A 21,485-nucleotide genomic window follows, 5' to 3' on the forward strand; every position below is an offset into this window, starting at 1 on the left:
TGTCAACAACGGCATCGCCCGCCGTAGCTGGGCGCGCAACGAGGGTGCCATGTCGGCCATCCGCCGCGAGATGGAACGCACCCCCGGCCTGCAGGTCACGCTGCCCAATGTCGCCGATGAGGAATTGATACGTAATATATTGAAAGAAAACGAATAAATCCCTATCACTTCACATGGAACATCACCATATCTCCGCGGAGCACCTTTCCCTTGCCCGCATCCGTGAAATCCTCGAACGGCACCTTCCCCTGGCACTGAGCGACGATGCCCGGACTCGCATCGTCCGCTGCCGCGAATACCTCGACCGCAAGATGGAAAACCCCGAGCGGCCGGTCTACGGCATCACCACCGGATTCGGTTCGCTGTGCGACATTTCGGTGGGCTACGACGAGCTGGCGCAGTTGCAGAAGAACCTCGTGATGTCGCATGCCTGCGGTACCGGCGAGCGGGTGCCTTCCGAGGTCGTGAAGCTGATCCTGCTGCTCAAGATCCAGTCGCTATCCTACGGCCATTCGGGCGTGCAGCTTGCGACCGTGGAGCGGCTGATCGACTTTTTCAACAACGACGTCCTGCCCGTGGTCTACCAGCAGGGTTCGCTGGGCGCATCGGGCGACCTGGCGCCGCTGGCGCACATGAGCCTGCCGCTGCTGGGGCTGGGCGAAGTGGAATACAAGGGGGCTGTGCGCCCGGCTGCCGGCGTGCTGGCGGAGCTGGGGTGGCAGCCGATCGAGCTCCAGTCCAAGGAGGGACTGGCGCTGCTCAACGGTACGCAGTTCATGAGCGCCTACGGCGTCTGGGCTTTGATCCAGTCCCGCCGCCTGAGCGAGTGGGCCGACCGCATCGGGGCGCTGTCGCTCGACGCTTTCGACGGGCGCATCGAGCCTTTCTGCGACGAGGTGCACCTGATCCGCGCCCACCGCGGGCAGCTCGCCACGGCACGCAACATCCGGCGCCTGTTGGAAGGCAGCCAGCTGGCCGCACGCCCCAAGAAACACGTACAGGATCCCTATTCGTTCCGCTGCATCCCCCAGGTGCACGGGGCTTCGAAGGACACCATCGACTATGTCGAGAGCGTGCTGACGACCGAGATCAACAGCACCACCGACAACCCGACGGTCTTCCCCGACGAGGACATGGTCGTCTCGGCGGGGAATTTCCACGGCCAGCCCATCGCGCTGGCGATGGATTTCCTCGCCATAGCCCTCGCCGAGCTGGGCAACATCTCCGAGCGGCGCACCTATAAACTGATTTCGGGCGCCCGGGAACTTCCGAAGTTTCTTGTCGCCAACCCGGGGCTGAACAGCGGTTTCATGATCCCGCAATACACCGCGGCGTCGATCGTCAGCCAGTCCAAAGGGCTGTGCATGCCCGCCTCGGTCGACTCGATCCCCTCGTCGCAGGGGCAGGAAGACCATGTGAGCATGGGCTCCAACGCCGCCACCAAACTCTACCGCGTGGTGCTCAACACCGAGCGGGTGTTGGCCATCGAGCTGTTCAATGCCGCGCAGGCGCTCGACTTCCGCCGTCCGGCGCGTTCCTCCGCGACGATCGAACAGATGGTCGCCGAGTACCGCAAGCGGGTGCCGTTCATCGACAACGACTCGGTGATGTACCCCCATATCGAATCCTCCATCCAATTCCTCCGGACACTATGAGGCTGCTGGTAAAGAACATCGGTACGATCGTCGGGATCGAGACCGCCGGCCGCCTCCGCCTGTGCGGCGGGGAGATGGATCGGCTGGAGACGTTCGACGATGCCTGGCTGCTGGCCGACGATGGGCGTATCGCAGCCTTCGGGAGCATGGATTCGCTGGGCGAAATGGCCGCGGACGAGGTGGTCGACGCCGGGGGCGGGATGCTTTTCCCGTCGTTCTGCGATTCGCATACGCACCTGGTCTACGCCGGGAGCCGCGAACAGGAGTTCCTCGACAAGATCAACGGCCTGACCTACGAGCAGATCGCCCGCCGCGGCGGGGGCATCCTCAATTCCGCCGACCTGCTGCACCGCACCTCCGAAGAGGAGCTCTACCGCCAGGCGATGGGGCGTATCCGCGAGATCGCCGCCATGGGGACGGGTGCCGTGGAGATCAAGAGCGGCTACGGGCTGACTACGGCCGACGAGCTGAAGATGCTGCGCGTCATCCGGCGCATCCGCGAGACGGCGCCGCTGGCTGTGCGCGCCACGTTCCTCGGGGCGCATGCCGTGCCGCGCGCCTACGTAGGACGGCAGGAGGAGTATGTCGATCTGGTCTGCAACGAAATGCTGCCTGCGGTGGCGGCCGAAGGGCTGGCCGATTTCGTCGACGTGTTCTGCGACGAAGGGTTCTTCACCGTGGAGCAGACGGCACGCATCATGAAGGCCGGGCGCAAGCTGGGCATGCGCGCCAAGATCCACGCCAACGAACTCGCCGTCTCGGGCGGCGTGCAAGTGGGCGTGGAGTACGACGCCCTGTCGGTCGACCACCTCGAACGCATGGGTGGGCCCGAGATCGACGCCCTGCACGGCACGGTGACCTCGCCGACGATGCTGCCCGGCGCGGCATTCTTCCTCGGGATGAGCTATCCGCCGGCCCGCGAAATGATAAATGCCGGGCTGGGCGTGGCGCTGGCTTCGGACTACAATCCCGGTTCGTCGCCCTCGGGCAACATGCGCATGGTCGTGTCGCTGGCATGCATCCGTATGCGGATGACCCCTGCCGAGGCCATCAATGCCGCGACGCTCAACGGGGCCTACGCCATGGGGCTTAGCCGTGACTACGGCTCCGTCACGGTCGGCAAGGTCGCCAATTTCTTCCTCACGGTGCCGATGCCTTCGGTGGCGTTCATGCCCTATGCCTATACCACGCCGCTCATCAGCCGCATATTCCTGCGCGGCGAGGGGGTCGTGGCGTAATATTTGACGGGAGAGCCGTATGAGATTGTTGGTTCTGATCATTGGCCTGGCGCTTGCCGGGGCCGTAAAAGCACAGGATATGAAGCCGTTGACACCGGAAGAAAGACGTGTGATCGTCGACAAGGGTACCGAAGCGCCTTTTTCGGGCCGTTATTACAAGCATCGCGGAGAGGGGGTTTACCGTTGCCGCCAGTGCGGTGCGCCGCTGTACCGTTCGCAGGACAAGTTCGATGCCGGGTGCGGCTGGCCGAGTTTCGACGACGAAATCCCCGGTGCCGTGAGGCGCACGACGGATGCCGACGGCCGGCGTACCGAAATCACTTGTGCCCGCTGCGGCGGACACCTGGGACATGTCTTTACGGGCGAAGGCTTTACGCCCAAAAATACGCGCCACTGCGTCAACTCCGTCTCGCTCGTGTTCGAACCCGGAGGGGAAGCTTCCTCCGGGGCCGAAACGGCCGTAAAACCCGCGGTTTCCTCCCCGGAATCCGAAGGCCGGACTGCCTCGCAGCCCGAAAAGCAGACGCAGCAGCCCGGAACCCAATTCGGGAGTCCCGGCGCTCAGGCGTCCGGGGCTGACTCGACGTCGGCCGCCGCCCGGCCGGGGGACGGGATGCCGCCCGCAGGGCAGGCCGCGGAGCGTGGCGCGACGGCGATCTTTGCCGGAGGTTGTTTCTGGGGCGTGGAATATATGCTTTGGAAAGTGCCCGGAGTCCTGAAGGTCGAGTCGGGCTACATCGGCGGCACGACCGAAAATCCCACCTATGAAGAGGTATGCAGCCACCGTACGGGACATGCCGAAGCCGTACGTGTGGTATTCGATCCTGCAAAGGTGTCCTACGAGACGCTGGCACGCCTGTTCTTCGAAATCCACGACCCGACCCAGGAAAACGGGCAGGGCCCCGACCTCGGCGACCAGTACCGTTCCGAGATATTCTACACCTCGCCCGCCCAGCAGGCGACGGCCGAGAGGCTCATCGCCGAGTTGCGGCGCAAAGGCTACGACGTCGTGACGCAAGTCACCCCTGCGGGCCGTTTCTGGCCCGCCGAGGATTACCACCAGCGATACTACGAGCGCAAGGGTACGCAGCCGTACTGCCACGCCTATACCAAGCGGTTTTGAGCCTGCGCCGGACTTGCCGTCGCATTGCGCCCGCCGCCTCCGTAAGGGCATTTCCGATTCCGATACGATTGTAAGACACCCCGCCTCACAGCGGGGTGTCGTGCCGTTCGGGCGTAATCCCGGCCAGGGGCGATACGGGGCCTCGGCGCCGAAGGGTTCTGAAAATCCGCTGCGACGAAACGCTCCCGGCCGAGGACAGATTGCCTTTCGGCCGTGGATTGGTTGCCTTCCGTCCGTGGACAGGCTGCCTTCCGGCTGTGGACAGGTCGCTGTGTTTTAGGCCGTTGCCGCGTGCAAAGCCTATTCTTCGGTGAGTTTCCCGATCTCGCCCTGCATGATATGGGGCAGATTTTCGCGGATTTTCCCGATGGGCCAGTCCCACCATCGCAGTTCCTGCAACCTGGCTACGGTGTCCGCGTCGAAACGCCTGCGGATCTCCCTGGCCGGCACGCCGCCGACGATGGTGTAGGGCGGGACATCCCTGGTGACGACCGCCCGCGCCGCGATCACCGCGCCGTCGCCGATCCTCACACCGGCCATGACGACCGCTTCGTACCCGATCCATACGTCGTTCCCGATTACGATGTCGCCTTTGTTGTCCCACGCCGCGGCGACATCCTTCCTGTCCAGCCCCCACTCCTCGAAAAAGAGCGGGAACGTATAGTTGGCCAGCGATCCCAGCGTGTGGTTGGCACTGTTGAACAGGAACTTGGCGCCGCACGCTATCGAACAGAACTTGCCGATCACCAGCCGGTCGCCGTTGACGGGGTAGTGGTACAGGACGTTGTTCTTTTCGAATTGCGTCGGGTCGTTCACGAAATCGTTGTAGATCGTGTAGTCCCCGACCTCGATCATCGGGTTGCCGATGACCGTGTTCAGGTAGACCGTCTGCCGGTCGTTCGTGCGGGGATAGGTCTTGCTATTCATGGTTGGTCGTTTCAGTCTGCTTTTACGGTGATGATCTGTTTCCAGTCGGTCGTATATTCCTGCGAGAGGTGCTGGCGGTTCATCTTCAGCGGGGCGAACCCCTGTGCCGCCACCACGACCCTGTTGCGGCCGTAGGTGCGGTTGGTCGCGTCCATGGCGTCCATCAGCCGGGCGTGCCTGGCACGATCCACGGGGTCGAACAGGTCGGTTTGCAGCCCCGTGCGCGACGAAATGTCCGAAAGCGTAATCCCGGCTTTCTTGTAGCCGTAGCCTTTGCGGAATATGCGTTGCAGGGCCTTTGCCGCCAGCGGCACCAGCTCCAGCGTGTCGTCGGTCGGCACCACGGGGCGCACGGTCTGGCTTTCGAAATACTGGGGCAGCTCCTCGCGGTGGCGGTTGGTGAGGATGTAGACCGTCACCTCGCCGCAGAGGCTTTGCTGGCGGCGCAGTTTCTCGGCGGCCATCGAGACGAACGCCGCCACCGAGGTGTGTATCTCCTCGTATTGGGTCAGCTCGTGCGCGAAGCTGCGCGAGACGGTGATCTGCTGTTTGGCCGGCGGGGCGCTCTCGAAGTCGATGCACGCCTCGCCCTGAAGCTCTTTCCATGTGCGCAGCCCCGTGACCCCCATGCGGCCGCGTATCCATGCCTCGGGACGCTGCACGAAGTCCCATGCCGTACGTACGTTGGCGGCCTGCAACATGCGCCGGTGCTTGCGCCCGATGCCCCAGACATCCTCTATCGGGAATTTGCGCAGTACCTTTTCGATGTCCTGCGGACGGTACATCAGGCAGGCGCCCTGCAACTTGGGGTACTCCTTGCAGAGTTTCGACGCGATCTTGGCCAGCGTTTTGGTCGGGGCGATGCCGATGCTCACGGGGATGCCCGTATTGCGGCGTACCGTGCGGCTGATGTGCCGTCCCAACTCCTCCAGTCGTCCGGTTTCGATGCCCCGCAAGTCGAGGAACGCCTCGTCGATGGAGTATACCTCGGCGGCAGGAACCATGCGGCGGAGCGTCCAGATCACGCGCCGCGACATGTCGCCGTAGAGGTTGAAATTACTCGAAAAGACGGCTACATTATGCCGTTTTTCGAGGTCGCGGATCTGGAAATAGGGGTGTCCCATGCGGATGCCGAGCGCCTTGGCCTCGTTCGAGCGCGCGATCACGCAGCCGTCGTTGTTCGACAGCACGACCACGGGCAGCCCTTCCAGTTCGGGGCGGAAGACCCGCTCGCACGAGGCGAAGAAATTATTGCAGTCGCAAAGTCCGTACATCGTTTTTTCGTGTTGCATGTCGTCCGTCGCCCTCTCCCTGGGCGTTGCCGCTCCCTCGCTGGGATATTGCTAGGGGTGAGGTAGTTGCGGCGTTTCGGCGGCCGCTTCAGACCTTTTTGATGGCGTACGTCACCACGCCCCATACCGTGAAATCGCTCTCCTGGCCGATCTCGATCGGTTTGTAGCGCTTGTTCGCGGGCACGAGGACGATCTTGCCCTGTCCCATCCGCAGGCGTTTGAGGGTGAATTCCCCGTCGAGGAAACATACGGCGACACAGCCGTCGTAGGCCTCCAGCGACTTGTCCACGACCAGCAGGTCGCCGTCGGCGATGCCGTCGTCCTGCATGCTGTCGCCCGCGACCCGAGCGAAGAATGTCGCACCCGGATTGCGAACCAGCTCCCGGTTCAGGTCGAGGGGCGGGTCGAGGTGGTCGTCGGCCGGCGAGGGAAAACCCGCCGAGACGCCGCTCGTCGCCACGGGAAGTTCCGTGCGGGTCGAGGTGTCGGGGCGGACGAGCCGGAGCCGTATTTCTTCCTGGTTGTCCATCTTGTTATCCATAGTCGCTGCAAAATTGCAAAAAATTTCGTGTAAACCGGCAATATTTCCTACATTTGCCTCCTGAAATCCCGGTTTTATGGAACGTGCCAAAGGTATTCTCTACGCGGCCCTGTCGTCGTCGACCTTCGGGCTGGCGCCGCTCTTCACACTGCTGCTGCTCGGCCTGGGCTACTCTTCGTTCGAGGTGCTGTCCTACCGTTGGGGTGTCGCGTCGCTGTTTCTCGGTGCCCTGGCGCTGCTCGCCGGGCGCAGTTTCCGCCTCTCGTGGCCGGAATTGCGGACGGTATTCTTCCTGAGCCTTTTCCGCGCCGCCACGTCGCTGAGCCTGGTCATCGCCTACCAGCATATCGCCAGCGGCGTTGCGTCGACCATCCATTTCATGTATCCGCTGGCCGTCGCCCTGGCCATGATGTGCTTCTTCCGCGAAAAAGGCTCCGTATGGGTCTTTGCGGCCATCGGCATGTCCATCGTCGGCGCCGTGCTCCTCTCGCTGGGCAACGTCGATTTCACCCGGGGGAATACCACGCTGGGCATGGTCTCGGCCGCCGTTTCGGTCGTCTCTTACGGCGGTTATATCGTTGGCGTGCGCAAGAGCCGTGCCGTGGGGATCGACTCCACGGTGCTGACCTGTTACGTGATGGGGCTGGGGGCTTTGTATTTCATTGCCGGCGGCCTCGTTACGGGCGGTATCCGCATCGAGACGGACGGCACGGCGTGGCTCTGCATCCTCGGGGTGGCTCTTCCGGCCACGGCCGTGTCGAACATGACGCTGGTGCAGGCCATCAAACGCATCGGGCCGACGCTGACCTCGGTCTTCGGGGCCTTGGAACCGCTTACGGCCGTGGTCATCGGCGTAGCGGTCTTCGGCGAACCCTTTACGGTGCAGGGCGCTGCGGGCATCCTGCTGATCGTCGCAGCCGTCACGATCGTCATCCTGCACAGCGGCCGCCGGAAAGCCTGACCAGGCCGCAGTGCGGCGTGCTGCCGCCCGGGGATCGCGGCTTCCGGATAAAGGCGGCGCGCATCCGGCCGCGGGGGACGGCTTCCCGGATACGGATAACCTACTCCCGGACAAAATAGAACCGATGGAAAACCCGTTTTACCGATATGATCATCAGTGCCAGCCGCCGGACGGATATTCCGGCTTTCTATGCGCCGTGGTTCTTCAACCGCCTGCAGGAGGGTTACCTCCTTGTGCCCAATCCCTTCGACCCGAGGACGCTCAGCCGCATCAGCCTCGGGCGCGACGTCGTGGACTGCATCGTATTCTGGACGAAGAACCCGGCGCCGATGCTGCCGCGGCTCGGGGAGTTGTCGGGCTACAACTATTATTTCCAGTATACGCTCAATCCCTACGGCGCCGACCTGGAAAAGCACCTGCCGCCGCTCGAAAGGCGGATCGAGACCTTCAAGCGCCTCTCGGATAAGGTAGGGCGCGACAGGGTGGTGTGGCGCTATGACCCGATTCTCACCAATGCGACCTGCGACGTGGATTTCCACTGCGAGGCCTTTGCCCGGATCGCTCATGCCCTGCGGGATCATACGACGACCTGCATGCTGGGCTTCATCGACCATTACCGCCATATCCGCGGCATCCTCGGGGCGCTCGGTATCGGGCCCCTGCAGCGGGACGAAATCCGGCGGATGGCCGTGTCGTTCCGCCGGACGGCGGCCTCGACGCCCATCGCATTGAAGACCTGCACCGCAAAGGTCGACCTTCGGCACCTGGGCATCCCGACCGGCATGTGCATCGACCGCGGGTTGGTCGAACGCATTGCGGGCTATCCGATCGCGGCGAAGAAGGATGCGAACCAGCGCCATATCTGCAATTGCGTCGAGAGCATCGACATCGGCACCTATGAAAGCTGTCTGAACGGCTGTGTCTATTGCTATGCCATCCGGGGCAATTACGATACGGCGGAGTATAACCGCCGCAGGCACGATCCCCGCTCGCCGCTGATGATCGGGCATCTTTGCGACGACGATGTGGTGAAAGAGCGGCCGGTAAAAAGCCTCCGCAGCACGCAGCATACGCTGTTTTAACAGGACGGCGTCTCTTCGGGGGAGTGTTTCTTCGATATTTTCCCGGATAGCTCCCGGTATGTGCAGTTCATTATTTCATAGCGTTTTACTTCATGCGTCCTGCGGTCTTCCTGCACCAGATAGGCGCGTTTTGCCCACGCCTCGATCGTGAAATCGCATGCCGGCCCTTCCAATTTCAGCACGTGCGAGTCCATCAGGTTCCAGAAAATAAAGCGCAGCTTGTTGGCATAGCTTCCGTTTGCAAACGACATTTGTACGCCTGTTTCGTCCTTAAAATAGACGCTGTTGAAATTTTCTCTTGCCCGTCCCATAGCAGTTGTGTTTAGTCGGTGCAAAGGTCGGAAGGTGTAATGACAAGTTTTGACACCGTTGCGTATTTTTTTGAATGCACGATGCCGGAATGGAGTTCTCAAACTATCGTTTCAGCACCTTTCGCAACCTGTCGAGCCCCTCGGCCAGCAATTTCCGCGGGCAGGCGATGTTCAGGCGGATGAAATCCCGGCCGGCCTCGCCGTATATCGACCCGGGGTTTATGCGCAGTTTCGCCTCTTCGAGCAGCTTCGTCTCCAGCTCGTCGGACGTAAGCCCCGATGCCCGGCAGTCGACCCACACCAGATATGTCCCCTCCAGCGGCAGCACCGGGTACTGCGGCAGGTTGCGGTCGAAATACTCCCGCAGGAAGCGGTAGTTGCCGTGCAGGTATTCGTTGAGCGCATCGAGCCATTCGGCACCTTCGTCGTAGGCTGCGATCAGCGCTTCGATGGCCAGGGGGCCGATCTCCCCGGTTTCGTTGATCTGGAGCGAGTGCCCGATCCTTGCCCTCAGGGCCGCATCCGCCGCGAAGATGTTGGCGACCTGCAACCCCGCGAGGTTGAATGCCTTGCTCGGCGAGGTGCAGGTCACCGAGCTGCGTTCGAATTCCTCGCAGAGCGAGGCGAACGGCGTATAGCTAAATCCCGGCATCACCAGCTCGCAGTGTATCTCGTCAGCCACGACCACGACGTCGTGGCGCAGGCACAGCTCCCCGATGCGGCGCAGCTCCGCGGGCGTCCAGACCCGTCCGGCAGGGTTGTGCGGGTTGCATAGCAGCATCAGCTTCACGGCAGGGTCGGCGGCTTTACGCTCCAGGTCGTCGAAGTCGATCGTGTAGGTGTTGTCGCGGTATACCAGCGGGCTTTCGGCCGCCTGGCATCCGCTGTTGTGGATCGAGGTGAAGAAATGGTTGTAGACCGGCGTCTGGATCAGGACTTTGTCGCCCGGTTGCGTCAGGGCCTTGATGACGGCCGACAGGGCGGGGATGACGCCTGTCGTATGGAGCACCCATTCCGGCCGTATCTGCCAGCCGTGGCGGCGGCGGAACCACCCCGTAATCGCGTCGTAGTAGGCTTTCGGAGCCGTCGCATACCCGAAAATGTCGTGTTGCACCCGCCGCTGCAAGGCGGCTGCGACAGCGGGTGCCGTGCGGAAGTCCATGTCGGCCACCCACATGGGCAGCACCTCGGGATCGGTATCCATATCCCATTTGATCGCGTTCGTCCCGCGGCGCGGGACTATTTCATCGAAATCGTATTTCATGCGGAATTGTATTTGCTCGTTTATAAATACGTCGGAGCCTCCCCGAAAGTTTCATTCCGGGTTCCGGTTTTGCATGGCAGGCAGGCTGCCGGCTTGCCCTCGCGTTCCGGCAGCGTACCTTTATGCTCGCCGATGTACCCTTATCTGCTTCTCCTTTCCCCATCCGTACCGCCATGCGATGCGGGGAAACGAAAAACGAGGCAGTCGTAAACTGCCTCGTTTCCTGTTCCTTGCCTCCGGGGATTTTCCCTTCGGTTTGCTGGCGGTGCGTAGGGGACTCGAACCCCTGACCCCGTGCGTGACAGGCACGTATTCTAACCAGCTGAACTAACGCACCGTTTTGGTATTGCGAGTGCAAAGATACTATATTTTCTAAAACCTGCAAATAATTCCGTGATATTTTTTTGCCGTTTGCCTGCTGTGTCCGGTTGTACCGCCGCCGGATACGTGCCTCCGGGCAGGTGTGCTGTTCCCTGCCCCTCCCGGCCTGTCCGCTGCTTCCCCGCCTCCCGCCGGCGGATGTTTTTCCTTTCCGGGGTCGCCGGGCGGATTCTCCGGAGCATCCTATTGTTTTCCTTTCCCGGAACCGTAGGGTAGGTGTCCTTGGGGACTTTCTTTCCGGCGTGAGCCCTCCCCCTTGTTCCGGCAGGCGTACCCCCTCCCTTATGCTCGTCGACGTACCCTTATCTGCCTTGCCTTTCCCCGTCCGCACTGCCATGCGATGCGGGGAAACGAAAAACGAGGCAGTCGTAAACTGCCTCGTTTCCTGTTCCTTGCCTCCGGGGATTTTCCCTTCGGTTTGCTGGCGGTGCGTAGGGGACTCGAACCCCTGACCCCGTGCGTGACAGGCACGTATTCTAACCAGCTGAACTAACGCACCGTTTGGTTTATTGCGAGTGCAAAGATAGTGTAATTTTTCAAAACGGCAAACGCTTTTACGGCTTTTTGAAGAAAGAAAATTGCACGCTTCCGTAACTCCTTAATTGCCAGAACTCCTCGCAGGTCGAGAAATCCATTTTTTTCGAGTGTTCGAAGATGAAAATCCCCTCCGGGCGCAGCAGGTTGCCCTCCAGCACCAGTTTCACCACCTGTTCGCTGCCCTCCAGGTCGTAGGGGGCGTCCGAAAAAATCACGTCGAACTGCTTGGTGCAGCTCTTCAGGTAGAGGAACGCATTGGCCTTCACGGGATAGAGGTTGCCGATGCCGAGCTGTGCCGCCGTCTGCCGGATAAAGTTGCAATGCACCGGGTTGATCTCCACCGATGTGACGCTCCGTGCTCCGCGCGAGGCGAACTCGTAGCTTATCGACCCCGTCCCGGCAAAGAGGTCGAGCACGTCGCACTGCTCGAAATCCACCAGGTTGCCCAGTACGTTGAACAGGTTTTCCTTGGCGAAATCGGTCGTCGGGCGTGCCCGCAGGTTGCGCGGCGGGTTGATGGCCCGCCCCTTGTATTTTCCGCTGACTATTCGCATACGATCCGTTTGAAATAACCTTTCAGCAACTTGCCGCACGCCTTGGCGTCGTCGCCGGAAATCCTGAGTTCGCAGCTTTTGAGCGCGAACTCCTTTTCGAGCCGTTCCGTGAAGTAGCATACGTCCGCCGTGTCCGGTGCGGGGATCACCCCCGCGAAGCGGAGGCTGCCGTCGTACACCTTAATATATAGGAGCCCCGCCGTGCGGTATGCCCATACGGTCGGTGTTCCGGCCTGCACCTCCCGGAGCAGCGGGGTGGTGTAGCGGATGCGGTCTCCCAGCTTCTCCTCCACCTGCCGCAACGCCTCCCGGTGCGCAGCCATTACGGCGACGATGCCCTGCACGGGGAGGCTGCATACGGCGCGCTCTTCCGCGGCGGGAGCCATGCCGTTTGCCGCGAGCAGCGTTCCTGCGTCCCCGGTGCCGAGCACCTCCTCCGGGACGAGCATCGTCCGTGCCGTCAGCAGCTCCGCCTCCACGGGCTCCTCCCCCGGGAATTCCCCGTCGAGGCCGTGCGCCGAAAAAGAGTGTCCATCCAACGTAAGCTGAATGGACACCTTATTTGTAGCTTGCGGAGTGTTACTCCCAGTTACCTGCTTCATTGTTACCAGCTTCCATTGAACCGAACTTGACGCCGGGGTAGCGGTTGAAGTTGTTCACCTCGTCGTCGATCAGGTTGATGATCTCCTGGCGGTAAGCCACCGTGTCGAGGAACATCTTGTAGGGTGCGCGGCACTCCACGATCGGGATCACGACCTTCGACTCGGTGGTGATGATGCCTGCCTCCATGATGTACTGGGCCTTGTCATCGGTGCCGGGGATGTAACGCAACTGCTCTACGTCCTGTTTCGAAAGGCGCTTGGGCGAGAAGATCGTGTCGATCACGGCGATCTTGAACTTCTCGACGTTCTTTTTGCCCATCTTCTTCAGCTGTGCCATGGCTACGGAGTCATCCTCGTCGACGATCTTGCGCTCGAGTTCGAGCGTATCCTGCAGGATGAAATTCGTCAGCGTGTCGAAACTGCCCGTGAAACGCTGGTACTTCGACTTGAATGCGCGCTGTGCCGTACGGATGTCCTTGATGCGGTCGATGACCTGGGCTTTCTTGGCCTTCAACTCGTCATCGAACTTGATCGGGGTCGAGATCTGGTCGTAGATAACGTAGACCAGCGCCACGATAGCTACAGCAAGAATGATTTGAGCGATTTTTTTCATTTTTTAAGCTAATCTAATATTTGTTTGTAATTTTGTACAAAATATAACACACGCATGTTCAGCACACGTATTGCGACCCAAATTTACGCTAAAATTTGTTTTGAAACAACTCTTGGGCAAAAAAAAATCATAGAAAAATTGTCCGAATACCTTGCAGGTGACGATTTTTCGCGGATTTTCGTGCTGAACGGGTATGCCGGCACGGGCAAAACGACGCTGATAGCGGCACTCGTGGGGGCGCTTAAGGATTTGAATATCAAACCCATCCTGCTCGCCCCGACGGGCCGTGCGGCCAAAGTCCTCGCCCAATACGCTCAGGAAAAGGCTTTTACCATCCACAAGCGGATATACCGACAGCGCACCAATGCCGATTACGAATCGAAATATTCGCTCAACTTCAATGCCGAGAAGGGGGCGGTATTCATCGTCGACGAGGCCTCGATGCTCTCCGACAGTCCGGGCGGCGGGGCGCTTTTCGGCTCCGGGTCGCTGCTCGAAGATCTCGTGCAATACGTCCGCAGCGGCCGTGACTGCCGCCTGGTGCTCGTCGGCGACAGCGCCCAGCTGCCGCCCGTCGGGGCCGATTGCAGCCCGGCGCTCGACGCTGCGTCGCTCGCCCGTTTCGGCGATGTCGAGTACGCCACGATGGACGACGTGGTGCGCCAGGAGGCCGAGTCGGGGATCCTTTTCAATGCCACGCTCGTGCGGTGCATGCTCGAGAACGGCATCCACGAAATCCCCCATTTCGAAATGGGCTTCCCCGACATCGAGGCGGTCGAAGGCGGGGAGTTCCTCGATAAGCTGCAGGATTGTTACGCCAGGTACGGCCGCGACGAAACCATCGTCATCACCCGTTCGAACAAGCGTGCCAACCGTTTCAACGAGGGCATCCGCCGCAACGTGCTCTATGCCGAGGAGGAGATCGAGAGCAACGACATGCTGATGGTCGTGAAGAACAACTATTATTATACCGGGCACACCGAAAACTGCCCGATGCACTTTATCGCCAACGGCGACATCGCGCGGCTCAAACGGCTGCGGCGCTACGAGGATTTCTACGGCTTCCGTTTCGCCGACGTCGTGCTCGAATTCCCCGACTACGAAGATACGGAGATCGAATGCAGGATACTGCTCGACACGATCGCCTCGGAATCCCCGGCGCTGACCCGCGAGGAGTCCTCGCGCCTTTTCTACGAGGTCGAGAAGGACTACCTCGACGTCAAAAGTAAAATCAAGCGCTTCAAGGAGATCCGCGAGAACCCGCATTTCAACGCGCTCCAGGTGAAATTCTCCTATGCCGTGACGTGCCATAAGGCCCAGGGCGGGCAGTGGAAGGCCGTTTTCGTCGACCGCTGCCTGTTCGGCGACGAGCCCATGACGCGCGACATGCTCCGCTGGCTCTACACGGCGCTGACGCGCGCCACCGATAAACTGTACCTCGTAAATTTCGACAATAAGTTCTATGAATAGCGAACTGCATCCCCTCGAACCTTTCCTGCCGGCCAATGCCCGGGTGCTGATGCTGGGCAGCTTCCCGCCCAAGCGCATCCGCTGGTCGATGGATTTCTTCTACCCGAACCTGCAAAACGACATGTGGCGGATCGTGGGCTACCTTGCCACGGGCGACAAGTCGCATTTCCTGATGCCCGGCGGCCGGAAATTCGACAAGGAGCGCATCGAGGCCTTCTGCCGCTGCCGCGGGATCGCACTCTACGACACGGCGGTCGAAGTCATCCGGCTGAAAGACAATGCGTCGGATAATTTTCTTCAAGTCGTGCGCGAGGTGGATCTCGCCTCCCTGCTGGCGCGTATCCCTGCCTGCCGCACCCTCGTCACCACCGGCCAGAAAGCCACCGATACGCTGCGTGCGATCACGGGGTGCGACGAACCGGCCGTAGGCCAGAGCGTCGGGTTCGAATATGCCGGGCGGAACATGCGGCTGTGGCGTATGCCCTCCTCGTCGCGGGCCTATCCGCGGCCTGTGGAGTGGAAGGCCGAATTTTACCGAAAAGTATTCGAAATAAATGAAATTCTGTAAAATAGAGTATCTTTGCGTAGCAAAAAAAACAAAAATAATTTCCATTCCCGGCTTGGTTTGAGAACCAAATTCTGTTATCTTTGTATGGAAATTACATACAATTTTTTATTGTGAACGCAGAGAAAAAAATAGACAAAAAATATGTCGAGACACCGCTGATGAAGCAATATTATTCGATCAAGGCGGTGCATCCCGATGCCATCCTGCTCTTCCGGGTAGGGGATTTTTACGAAACCTTCGGCGAGGACGCGATCAAGGCCAGCGGCATACTCGGCATTACGCTCACGCGGCGGGCCAACGGTTCGGCAACCTACGTCGAACTGGCGGGGTTCCCCTACCATGCCATCGACACCTACCTGCCCAAGCTGGTGCGGGCGGGCGAGCGCGTAGCCATCTGCGAGCAGCTGGAAGACCCCAAGCAGGTGCGGGGGCTGGTCAAGCGCGGCGTCATCGAACTGGTCACCCCGGGCATCGTGCTGGGCGACAATATCCTGGCCAACAAGGAAAACGCTTTCCTCGCTTCGGTCTACTTCGGCCGGCAGACGACCGGTGTGGCGTTCCTCGACATTTCGACGGGCGAGTTCTACGTGGCCGAAGGCTCCGACAACTACGTCGACAAGCTCATTTCGAACCTCGCACCCAAGGAGATCATCTACCAGCGCGGTTACGAAGACCGCTTCTCCGCCGCTTTCGGGTCGAAGCATTACACCTACCGGCTCGACGAATGGGTCTTCTCGGAGGAGGTCAACCGTGAAAAACTCTGCAAGCAGTTCACGACCACGTCGCTCAAGGGTTTCGGCGTCGACCATTTCACCAGCGGCATATCCGCCGCCGGCGCCATCCTCTACTACCTCGAATTCACCGAGCACCGCGACATCGCCCATATCCGTTCGATTTCGCGTATCGACCAGGACGACTACGTGTGGGTCGACAAATTCACGATCCGCAACCTCGAGCTGTTCTCGTCGAACGGGGGGCGCGAGAAGTGCAGCTTCGCCGATGTCATCGACCGCACGCTCACCCCCATGGGCGGCCGCCTGCTCAAACGTTGGATCGCCATGCCCGTCAAGGATACCGTGCAGATCAACGAACGGCTGGACGTAGTCGGACATTTCGTCGAGGATGCCGACCTGGCCGACACCGTGCGCGAGCAGGTGGCGCTGGTGGGCGACATGGAGCGTATCGCGTCGCGTATCGCCGCGGCGCGGGTGACGCCCCGGGAACTGGTGCAGCTCAAGAATTCGCTCTTTGCGGTCGAATTGCTCAAGGCGGCGCTCGAATCCACGGACGACGACCGATTGCATGCGCTGGCGGCGCAGATCGACCTGATGACCGGCGTGCGCGACCGCATCGCGCGGGAGATATACCCCGATCCGCTCAACAACCAGATTCAGAAGGGCGGCGTCATCGCCGACGGCGTGGACCCCGAGCTGGACGACCTGCGCCGCATTGCGCTCCACGGCAAGGATTACCTGGCACGCATCCAGCAGCGCGAGAGCGAGACGACGGGCATCCCGTCGCTCAAGATCAGCTACAACAACGTCTTCGGCTACTATATCGAAGTGCGCAACGCCCATAAGGACAAGGTGCCCCAGAGCTGGATCCGCAAGCAAACCCTTGCCAATGCCGAACGCTACATCACCGAGGAGCTGAAGGAATACGAAGAGAAGATCCTCGGGGCCGAGGAGAAGATGCTGGTGATCGAACAGCGCATCTATGCCGACATCATCGCCCACATAAGCCGTTCGCTCGCCGTGCTGCTGCGCGACGCCGCTGTCGTGGCGCGTGTCGACTGCCTGCAATCCTTCGCCCGCATCGCCTGCGAACGCCGCTATGTCCGCCCCGTGCTCGACGACGGCAAGCGCATCGACATCCGCCAGGGACGCCATCCCGTCATCGAGACGCTCATGCCCGTAGGGGAGGAGTATATTCCCAACGACGTGTTGCTCGACGACAAGGAACAGCAGATCATGATGATCACCGGCCCCAACATGTCGGGTAAGTCGGCCCTGCTGCGGCAGACGGCGCTCATCATCCTGATGGCGCAGATGGGATCCTTCGTTCCCGCCAAGTCTGCGCATATCGGTGTGGTGGACAAGATATTCACGCGCGTCGGGGCGTCGGACAACATCTCGCAGGGCGAATCGACCTTCATGGTCGAGATGCTCGAATCGGCCAGCATCCTCAATAACATCTCCGACCGCAGCATCGTCCTGCTGGACGAAATCGGCCGCGGCACGAGTACCTACGACGGTATTTCCATCGCCTGGGCGATGGTCGAGTACCTGCACAACCACCCGACGGCGCACGCCAAAACGCTCTTCGCCACACACTACCACGAGCTGAACGAAATGGAGCAGATGTGCCCCCGCGTGAAAAACTACCACGTGAGCGTCAAGGAGATGGGCAACCAGATCGTCTTCCTGCGCAAGCTCGAACGCGGCGGCACGGAACACTCGTTCGGTATCCACGTGGCGCGCATGGCCGGCATGCCGATGTCGGTGGTGTCGCGTGCCGACGAGATCCTGCGCAACCTCGAATTGGTCTATGGCAACAACGAAATCGTACCGAGCCGCAGCCTCAAAAGCCGCGGCAAGAAACCGTCGCCGTCGGTCAGGGAGGCTGCCGAAGCCGGCGCCCCGCAGAACATGCAGCTGTCGATGTTCCAGCTGGACGATCCGGTGCTGGTACAGATCCGCGACCAGATCAAGGGGTTGGACATCGATTCGCTGACACCCATCGAGGCACTCAACAAACTCAACGAAATCAAAAAGATAACAGGCATATGATCAAGCATCGCATCATGTCCGCAGCGACTTTGCTGGGCGGGGTGGTTTTTACCGGGCATGCCGTGGCGCAAAGCCCGGAGGTGGCGCGGCGGCTCGATGCGAAATACGATGTGGTGTGGCCTGCGGCCGACGGACTCATAAGGGTTAATAAGGGCGGGTACCGTATTCCCGATTCGCGTATGAAATCCAACGGGAAATACGGGTATGCCGATACCCTCGGGCAGCTGGTGGTGCCGCCGGCCTACGACGATGCCGCGGATTTCGGCAACGGCCATGCCGTAGTCGGGCGGAAAGCCGGGGATGGCAGGATGCTCTACGGCCTGATTGACCGCTCGGGGCGTGTGGTCGTGCCGCTGGAGTGGGAGCGCTTGGGCGGTGTCCGTAACGGGGTCTGTGTGGCCCGCACCGGCACGGCCGCCGAACGGGAATTCTTGCTCGCCGATACGCTGGGCAATGTCCGCAGCCTCGGTTACGACTATTGCAGCGATTTTTCCAACGGGCTCGCCCGCGTGGGTGTCGGTGCCTATGTCGAGAAGGAAAACGTAGCGGGGATTACGCTCCGGGATGCGTACGAATTCCGCGGGAAGTTCGGGTATATCGCCCCGGATGGCGGAATCGTTATTCCTGTGCAGTTCGACGACGCCCGGGATTTCGCGCAGGACGGGCTGGCCCCGGTCGGCATTCAGGGAAAATACTATGTCAAATGGGGGTTCATCGACAAGTCGGGGCGGCAGGTCGTGCCGTGCAACTTTTACAGTGCCGAGGAGTTCCTGGGCGACCGGGCCGTAGTGAGCAAGGTCGTTGCGGGCGGGAAATTGGCCTACGGCTATATCGACCGCAGCGGGAAGGAGGTAATCCCCTGTCAGTTCGACATGGCTTCGGGCTTCCGCTTTGCCAACACATGGGTCGGCATGGAGCAGGACGGTGAATATACCTATACGCTGATCGGCCCCAACGGGGAAACCGTGCTGCCGTTCCGTGTGGGCGATTTGCAGGACGGAGGAAAATACGGGCACGCGGCGGCCTCCATCTCCGATGCCACGGGGCGTAAACGCTTCGGGATCGTCGCCAATAACGGGAAGGTGATCCTGCCGTTCGAGTACGACCATATAGCTATTTTTTCGGAGTGGGATGCGGCGAACAACCGCTGGCAGGAGAGCGCCATGGGAACAAAGGACGGGCAAAATTTCAGCTTCGACATCTCCCGGCGGGGCGAGTAGCCTTTTCCGCCCCGGCGTGTTCCTTCCTTCCGGCATTCGGTTCCGCGGCAGGCGGGTGCTTTCTGTTTTGTTTGGCCCCGGGTACCCATGTGCAGTGACGGTTGGCTGCCGCAGCCGGCAAGTCGCAGCTGATCGTAGCCTTAGGGTGCAAAGCGGCTGCGGCTTGGATTCCGATTCCGAAATAAAACCCCGGCGCAAAGAGATTGCGCCGGGGTTTTCGTTGCAGGATATCCGTAAATTCCTCGGAGTCCCGTCCTGTTATCTCCTTTCCCATAATGCCGTTCTCGGGCCTTTCGGTCACCCGGTTGTCCGGCTACTCGTTACGCGCGATCAGCGAACTGATGTTCTGGATCAGCATCGCTACGGCCACCGAGTTGAAACCGCCCTCGGGGATGATGACATCGGCGTAGCGCTTCGAGGGTTCGACGAACTCGTCGTGCATGGGCTTCACGGTCGAGGTGTATTGCGTGATTACCGACTGCATCGTACGCCCGCGCTCGCAGACGTCGCGCAGGATACGGCGCGCCAGGCGTATGTCGGCGTCCGTGTCCACATAGACCTTGATGTCCATCATGTCGCGCAGCTCCTTGTTTTCGAAGATCAGGATGCCGTCGACGATGATTACCTTCGAAGGCTTCACGCACACGGTTTCCGCCGTACGGTCGTGGTCGACGAACGAGTAGACCGGGTGCTCGATGGGGACGTTGTCCTTCAGCGCCTTGATGTGGTCGACCAGCATCTGCGTGTCGAACGCCTGCGGATGGTCGTAATTGAGTTTCGTGCGTTCCTCGTAGGTCAGCTCGGGGTGCGCCTTGTAATAGTAGTCGTGGCAGAGCGTCACGACGTCGTCGCCTACGAAGGCCTCTTGCAGGCGTTTGACGAGCGTGGACTTTCCCGAGCCGGTTCCTCCGGCGACTCCGATTACGGTAACTTTCATAGTGTCAGTCTGTAATATCGGTTATATAAAGAAAAGGATCGCACCTTTCGCAAGGGCAATCCTTTTCCTTTTCATTATGCGTCGATATTTGCGTAATGCGCGTTTTTCTCGATGAATTCGCGTCGGGGCGGCACTTCGTCACCCATCAGCATCGAGAAGATGCGGTCTGCCTCGGCAGCGTTTTCGATGTTCACCTGGCGCAGGATGCGCGTGTCGGGGTTCATCGTCGTTTCCCACAGCTGGTGGGCGTTCATCTCGCCGAGACCTTTGTAACGCTGCACGTGCGCCCCCTTGCCGAATTCGGCGGTGATGGTGTCGCGTTCCTTCTCCGTCCAGCAATAGCGCTCCTGCTTGCCTTTCTTCACGAGGTAGAGGGGCGGGGTGGCGATGTAGACGTGGCCGTTCTCGATCAGCTCCTTCATCTTGCGGAAGAAGAACGTCAGCATCAGCGTCGCGATGTGGCTGCCGTCGACGTCGGCATCGGTCATGATGATGATCTTGTCGTAGCGGAGTTTCTCCAGGTTGAGCGCCTTGCTGTCCTCCTCGGTGCCGATCGTCACGCCCAGCGCCGTGAACATGTTCTTGATCTCCTCGTTCTCCCACATGCGGTGCTCCTGCGCCTTTTCGATGTTCAGGATCTTACCGCGCAGCGGCATGATGGCCTGGAAATTACGGTCGCGGCCCGATTTGGCCGTGCCGCCTGCCGAGTCACCCTCGACGAAGAAGATTTCGGCGATCGAACGGTCGCGGCTCGAACAGTCGGCCAGTTTGCCGGGGAGCCCGGCTCCCGAAAGCACGGTCTTGCGCTGCACCATCTCACGGGCGTGGCGTGCCGCATGGCGTGCCGTTGCGGCCAGGATGACTTTCGAAACGATGGCCTTGGCATCCTTGGGGTTCTCCTCCAGATAGTGCCCCAGGGCGGCGGACATCGCCTGGTCTACGGCAGCCGAGACCTCGTCGTTGCCCAGCTTGGTCTTGGTCTGGCCCTCGAACTGCGGTTCCTGCACCTTCACCGAAACCACGGCCGTGAGGCCCTCGCGGAAGTCGTCGCCGTTGATGTCGAACTTCAGCTTGGCGAGCATGCCCGAATCCTCGGCGTATTTCTTGAGCGTGCGGGTCAGCGCGCGGCGGAAGCCCGTCAGGTGCGTACCGCCCTCGATGGTGTTGATGTTATTAACATAGGAGTGCACGTTCTCCGAGAACGAGTCGTTGTACTGCATGGCCACCTCGACCGGGACGCCGTTCCTTTCGGTGTCGAGGTAGATGATCTGGTCGATGATCGGCGTGCCGCGCGTGGCGTCGAGGTACTGGACGAACTCCTTGAGGCCCTCTTCCGAATAGAAGTGGTCTTCGCGGGTCTTGCCTTCGTCGTCCTTGCGCTTGTCGTAGAGGTTCAGGCGGATGCCCTTGTTCAGGAATG

The 21,485-nt window shown here is 60.6% G+C and carries 20 protein-coding genes and 2 tRNA genes; 10 read left to right on the forward strand and 12 right to left on the reverse strand.

Annotation, left to right across the window (positions count from 1 at the left end; translation table 11 throughout):
* From QVP03_RS08970 to QVP03_RS08985, 4 genes are all read left to right on the forward strand, one after another.
* On the forward strand, positions 1-157 hold a 157-nt coding region (locus QVP03_RS08970; RefSeq protein WP_288210735.1), incomplete at its 5' end, for a hypothetical protein.
* 16 nt (positions 158-173) lie between these two features.
* On the forward strand, positions 174-1,655 hold the full coding sequence (gene hutH, locus QVP03_RS08975) for a histidine ammonia-lyase (RefSeq protein ID WP_022333144.1): 1,482 nt from the start codon (positions 174-176) through the stop codon (positions 1,653-1,655).
* The gene (gene hutI, locus QVP03_RS08980) at positions 1,652-2,893 is read left to right on the forward strand and encodes an imidazolonepropionase (protein ID WP_022333145.1); all 1,242 of its coding nucleotides are present in this window, start codon (positions 1,652-1,654) and stop codon (positions 2,891-2,893) included. Before hutH ends, hutI begins: the two co-directional genes overlap by 4 nt.
* 79 nt (positions 2,894-2,972) lie before the next feature.
* Positions 2,973-4,016: a bifunctional methionine sulfoxide reductase B/A protein gene (locus tag QVP03_RS08985; RefSeq protein ID WP_055201802.1), complete on the forward strand. Its 1,044-nt coding sequence runs from the start codon at positions 2,973-2,975 to the stop codon at positions 4,014-4,016.
* Between the two features lie 300 nt (positions 4,017-4,316).
* Here QVP03_RS08985 and QVP03_RS08990 read toward each other — a convergent pair whose 3' ends face one another.
* From QVP03_RS08990 to QVP03_RS09000, 3 genes are all read right to left on the reverse strand, one after another.
* Positions 4,317-4,943, reverse strand: a complete 627-nt coding sequence (locus QVP03_RS08990) for a CatB-related O-acetyltransferase (protein ID WP_022333147.1) — start codon at positions 4,941-4,943, stop codon at positions 4,317-4,319.
* 11 nt (positions 4,944-4,954) lie between these two features.
* Positions 4,955-6,217, reverse strand: coding sequence for a Y-family DNA polymerase (locus QVP03_RS08995; protein WP_022333148.1), 1,263 nt, complete (start codon positions 6,215-6,217; stop codon positions 4,955-4,957).
* Positions 6,218-6,323: 106 nt separating this feature from the next.
* Positions 6,324-6,776, reverse strand: a complete 453-nt coding sequence (locus tag QVP03_RS09000) for a LexA family protein (protein ID WP_022333149.1) — start codon at positions 6,774-6,776, stop codon at positions 6,324-6,326.
* Positions 6,777-6,852: 76 nt separating this feature from the next.
* Here QVP03_RS09000 and QVP03_RS09005 point away from each other — a divergent pair, with 76 nt between their 5' ends.
* The gene (locus QVP03_RS09005) at positions 6,853-7,737 is read left to right on the forward strand and encodes a DMT family transporter (RefSeq protein ID WP_022333150.1); all 885 of its coding nucleotides are present in this window, start codon (positions 6,853-6,855) and stop codon (positions 7,735-7,737) included.
* A 146-nt stretch (positions 7,738-7,883) separates the two neighbouring features.
* On the forward strand, positions 7,884-8,819 hold the full coding sequence (locus QVP03_RS09010) for a DUF1848 domain-containing protein (RefSeq protein WP_022333151.1): 936 nt from the start codon (positions 7,884-7,886) through the stop codon (positions 8,817-8,819).
* On the opposite strand, the gene QVP03_RS09015 is transcribed toward QVP03_RS09010, so the two are convergent.
* From QVP03_RS09015 to QVP03_RS09045, 7 genes are all read right to left on the reverse strand, one after another.
* Positions 8,816-9,130, reverse strand: a complete 315-nt coding sequence (locus QVP03_RS09015; RefSeq protein ID WP_130064907.1) for a hypothetical protein — start codon at positions 9,128-9,130, stop codon at positions 8,816-8,818. The genes QVP03_RS09010 and QVP03_RS09015 overlap by 4 nt on opposite strands.
* Before the next feature lie 103 nt (positions 9,131-9,233).
* On the reverse strand, positions 9,234-10,394 hold the full coding sequence (locus tag QVP03_RS09020; protein WP_022333153.1) for a MalY/PatB family protein: 1,161 nt from the start codon (positions 10,392-10,394) through the stop codon (positions 9,234-9,236).
* A 260-nt stretch (positions 10,395-10,654) separates the two neighbouring features.
* Positions 10,655-10,731, reverse strand: a tRNA-Asp gene (locus QVP03_RS09025).
* A 466-nt stretch (positions 10,732-11,197) separates the two neighbouring features.
* Positions 11,198-11,274: transfer RNA gene (locus tag QVP03_RS09030), tRNA-Asp, on the reverse strand.
* Positions 11,275-11,329: 55 nt separating this feature from the next.
* Positions 11,330-11,866 (reverse strand): RsmD family RNA methyltransferase, encoded by a 537-nt coding sequence (locus QVP03_RS09035; protein WP_022333155.1) that lies wholly within the window; start codon positions 11,864-11,866, stop codon positions 11,330-11,332.
* Positions 11,857-12,423, reverse strand: coding sequence for a hypothetical protein (locus QVP03_RS09040; RefSeq protein WP_022333156.1), 567 nt, complete (start codon positions 12,421-12,423; stop codon positions 11,857-11,859). Before QVP03_RS09040 ends, QVP03_RS09035 begins: the two co-directional genes overlap by 10 nt.
* 22 nt (positions 12,424-12,445) lie before the next feature.
* Positions 12,446-13,081 carry a hypothetical protein gene (locus QVP03_RS09045; RefSeq protein ID WP_022333157.1) on the reverse strand — a complete coding sequence of 212 codons (636 nt, stop codon included), beginning with the start codon at positions 13,079-13,081 and terminating at the stop codon, positions 12,446-12,448.
* Positions 13,082-13,135: 54 nt separating this feature from the next.
* Between QVP03_RS09045 and QVP03_RS09050 the strand changes: the two genes are divergently transcribed.
* From QVP03_RS09050 to QVP03_RS09065, 4 genes are all read left to right on the forward strand, one after another.
* Positions 13,136-14,551 (forward strand): ATP-dependent DNA helicase, encoded by a 1,416-nt coding sequence (locus QVP03_RS09050; RefSeq protein WP_022333158.1) that lies wholly within the window; start codon positions 13,136-13,138, stop codon positions 14,549-14,551.
* Entirely contained in the window at positions 14,544-15,119 is a 576-nt protein-coding gene (locus tag QVP03_RS09055; RefSeq protein WP_022333159.1) for a uracil-DNA glycosylase family protein, read from the forward strand. The genes QVP03_RS09050 and QVP03_RS09055 overlap by 8 nt, the downstream gene beginning before the upstream one ends.
* Before the next feature lie 158 nt (positions 15,120-15,277).
* Positions 15,278-17,908 carry a DNA mismatch repair protein MutS gene (mutS, locus tag QVP03_RS09060; protein WP_288210736.1) on the forward strand — a complete coding sequence of 877 codons (2,631 nt, stop codon included), beginning with the start codon at positions 15,278-15,280 and terminating at the stop codon, positions 17,906-17,908.
* Positions 17,905-19,128 carry a WG repeat-containing protein gene (locus QVP03_RS09065; protein ID WP_022333161.1) on the forward strand — a complete coding sequence of 408 codons (1,224 nt, stop codon included), beginning with the start codon at positions 17,905-17,907 and terminating at the stop codon, positions 19,126-19,128. The genes mutS and QVP03_RS09065 overlap by 4 nt, the downstream gene beginning before the upstream one ends.
* 313 nt (positions 19,129-19,441) lie before the next feature.
* Here QVP03_RS09065 and udk read toward each other — a convergent pair whose 3' ends face one another.
* Together udk and QVP03_RS09075 are read right to left on the reverse strand one after the other, a co-directional pair.
* Positions 19,442-20,065: a uridine kinase gene (udk, locus tag QVP03_RS09070; RefSeq protein WP_022333162.1), complete on the reverse strand. Its 624-nt coding sequence runs from the start codon at positions 20,063-20,065 to the stop codon at positions 19,442-19,444.
* Between the two features lie 74 nt (positions 20,066-20,139).
* Positions 20,140-21,485: toprim domain-containing protein (locus QVP03_RS09075; protein WP_288210726.1), on the reverse strand; the 1,346-nt coding region annotated here is incomplete at its 5' end.

It is taken from the genome of Alistipes sp. CAG:29, assembly GCF_000435435.1.
Lineage (GTDB): Bacteria > Bacteroidota > Bacteroidia > Bacteroidales > Rikenellaceae > Alistipes > Alistipes onderdonkii.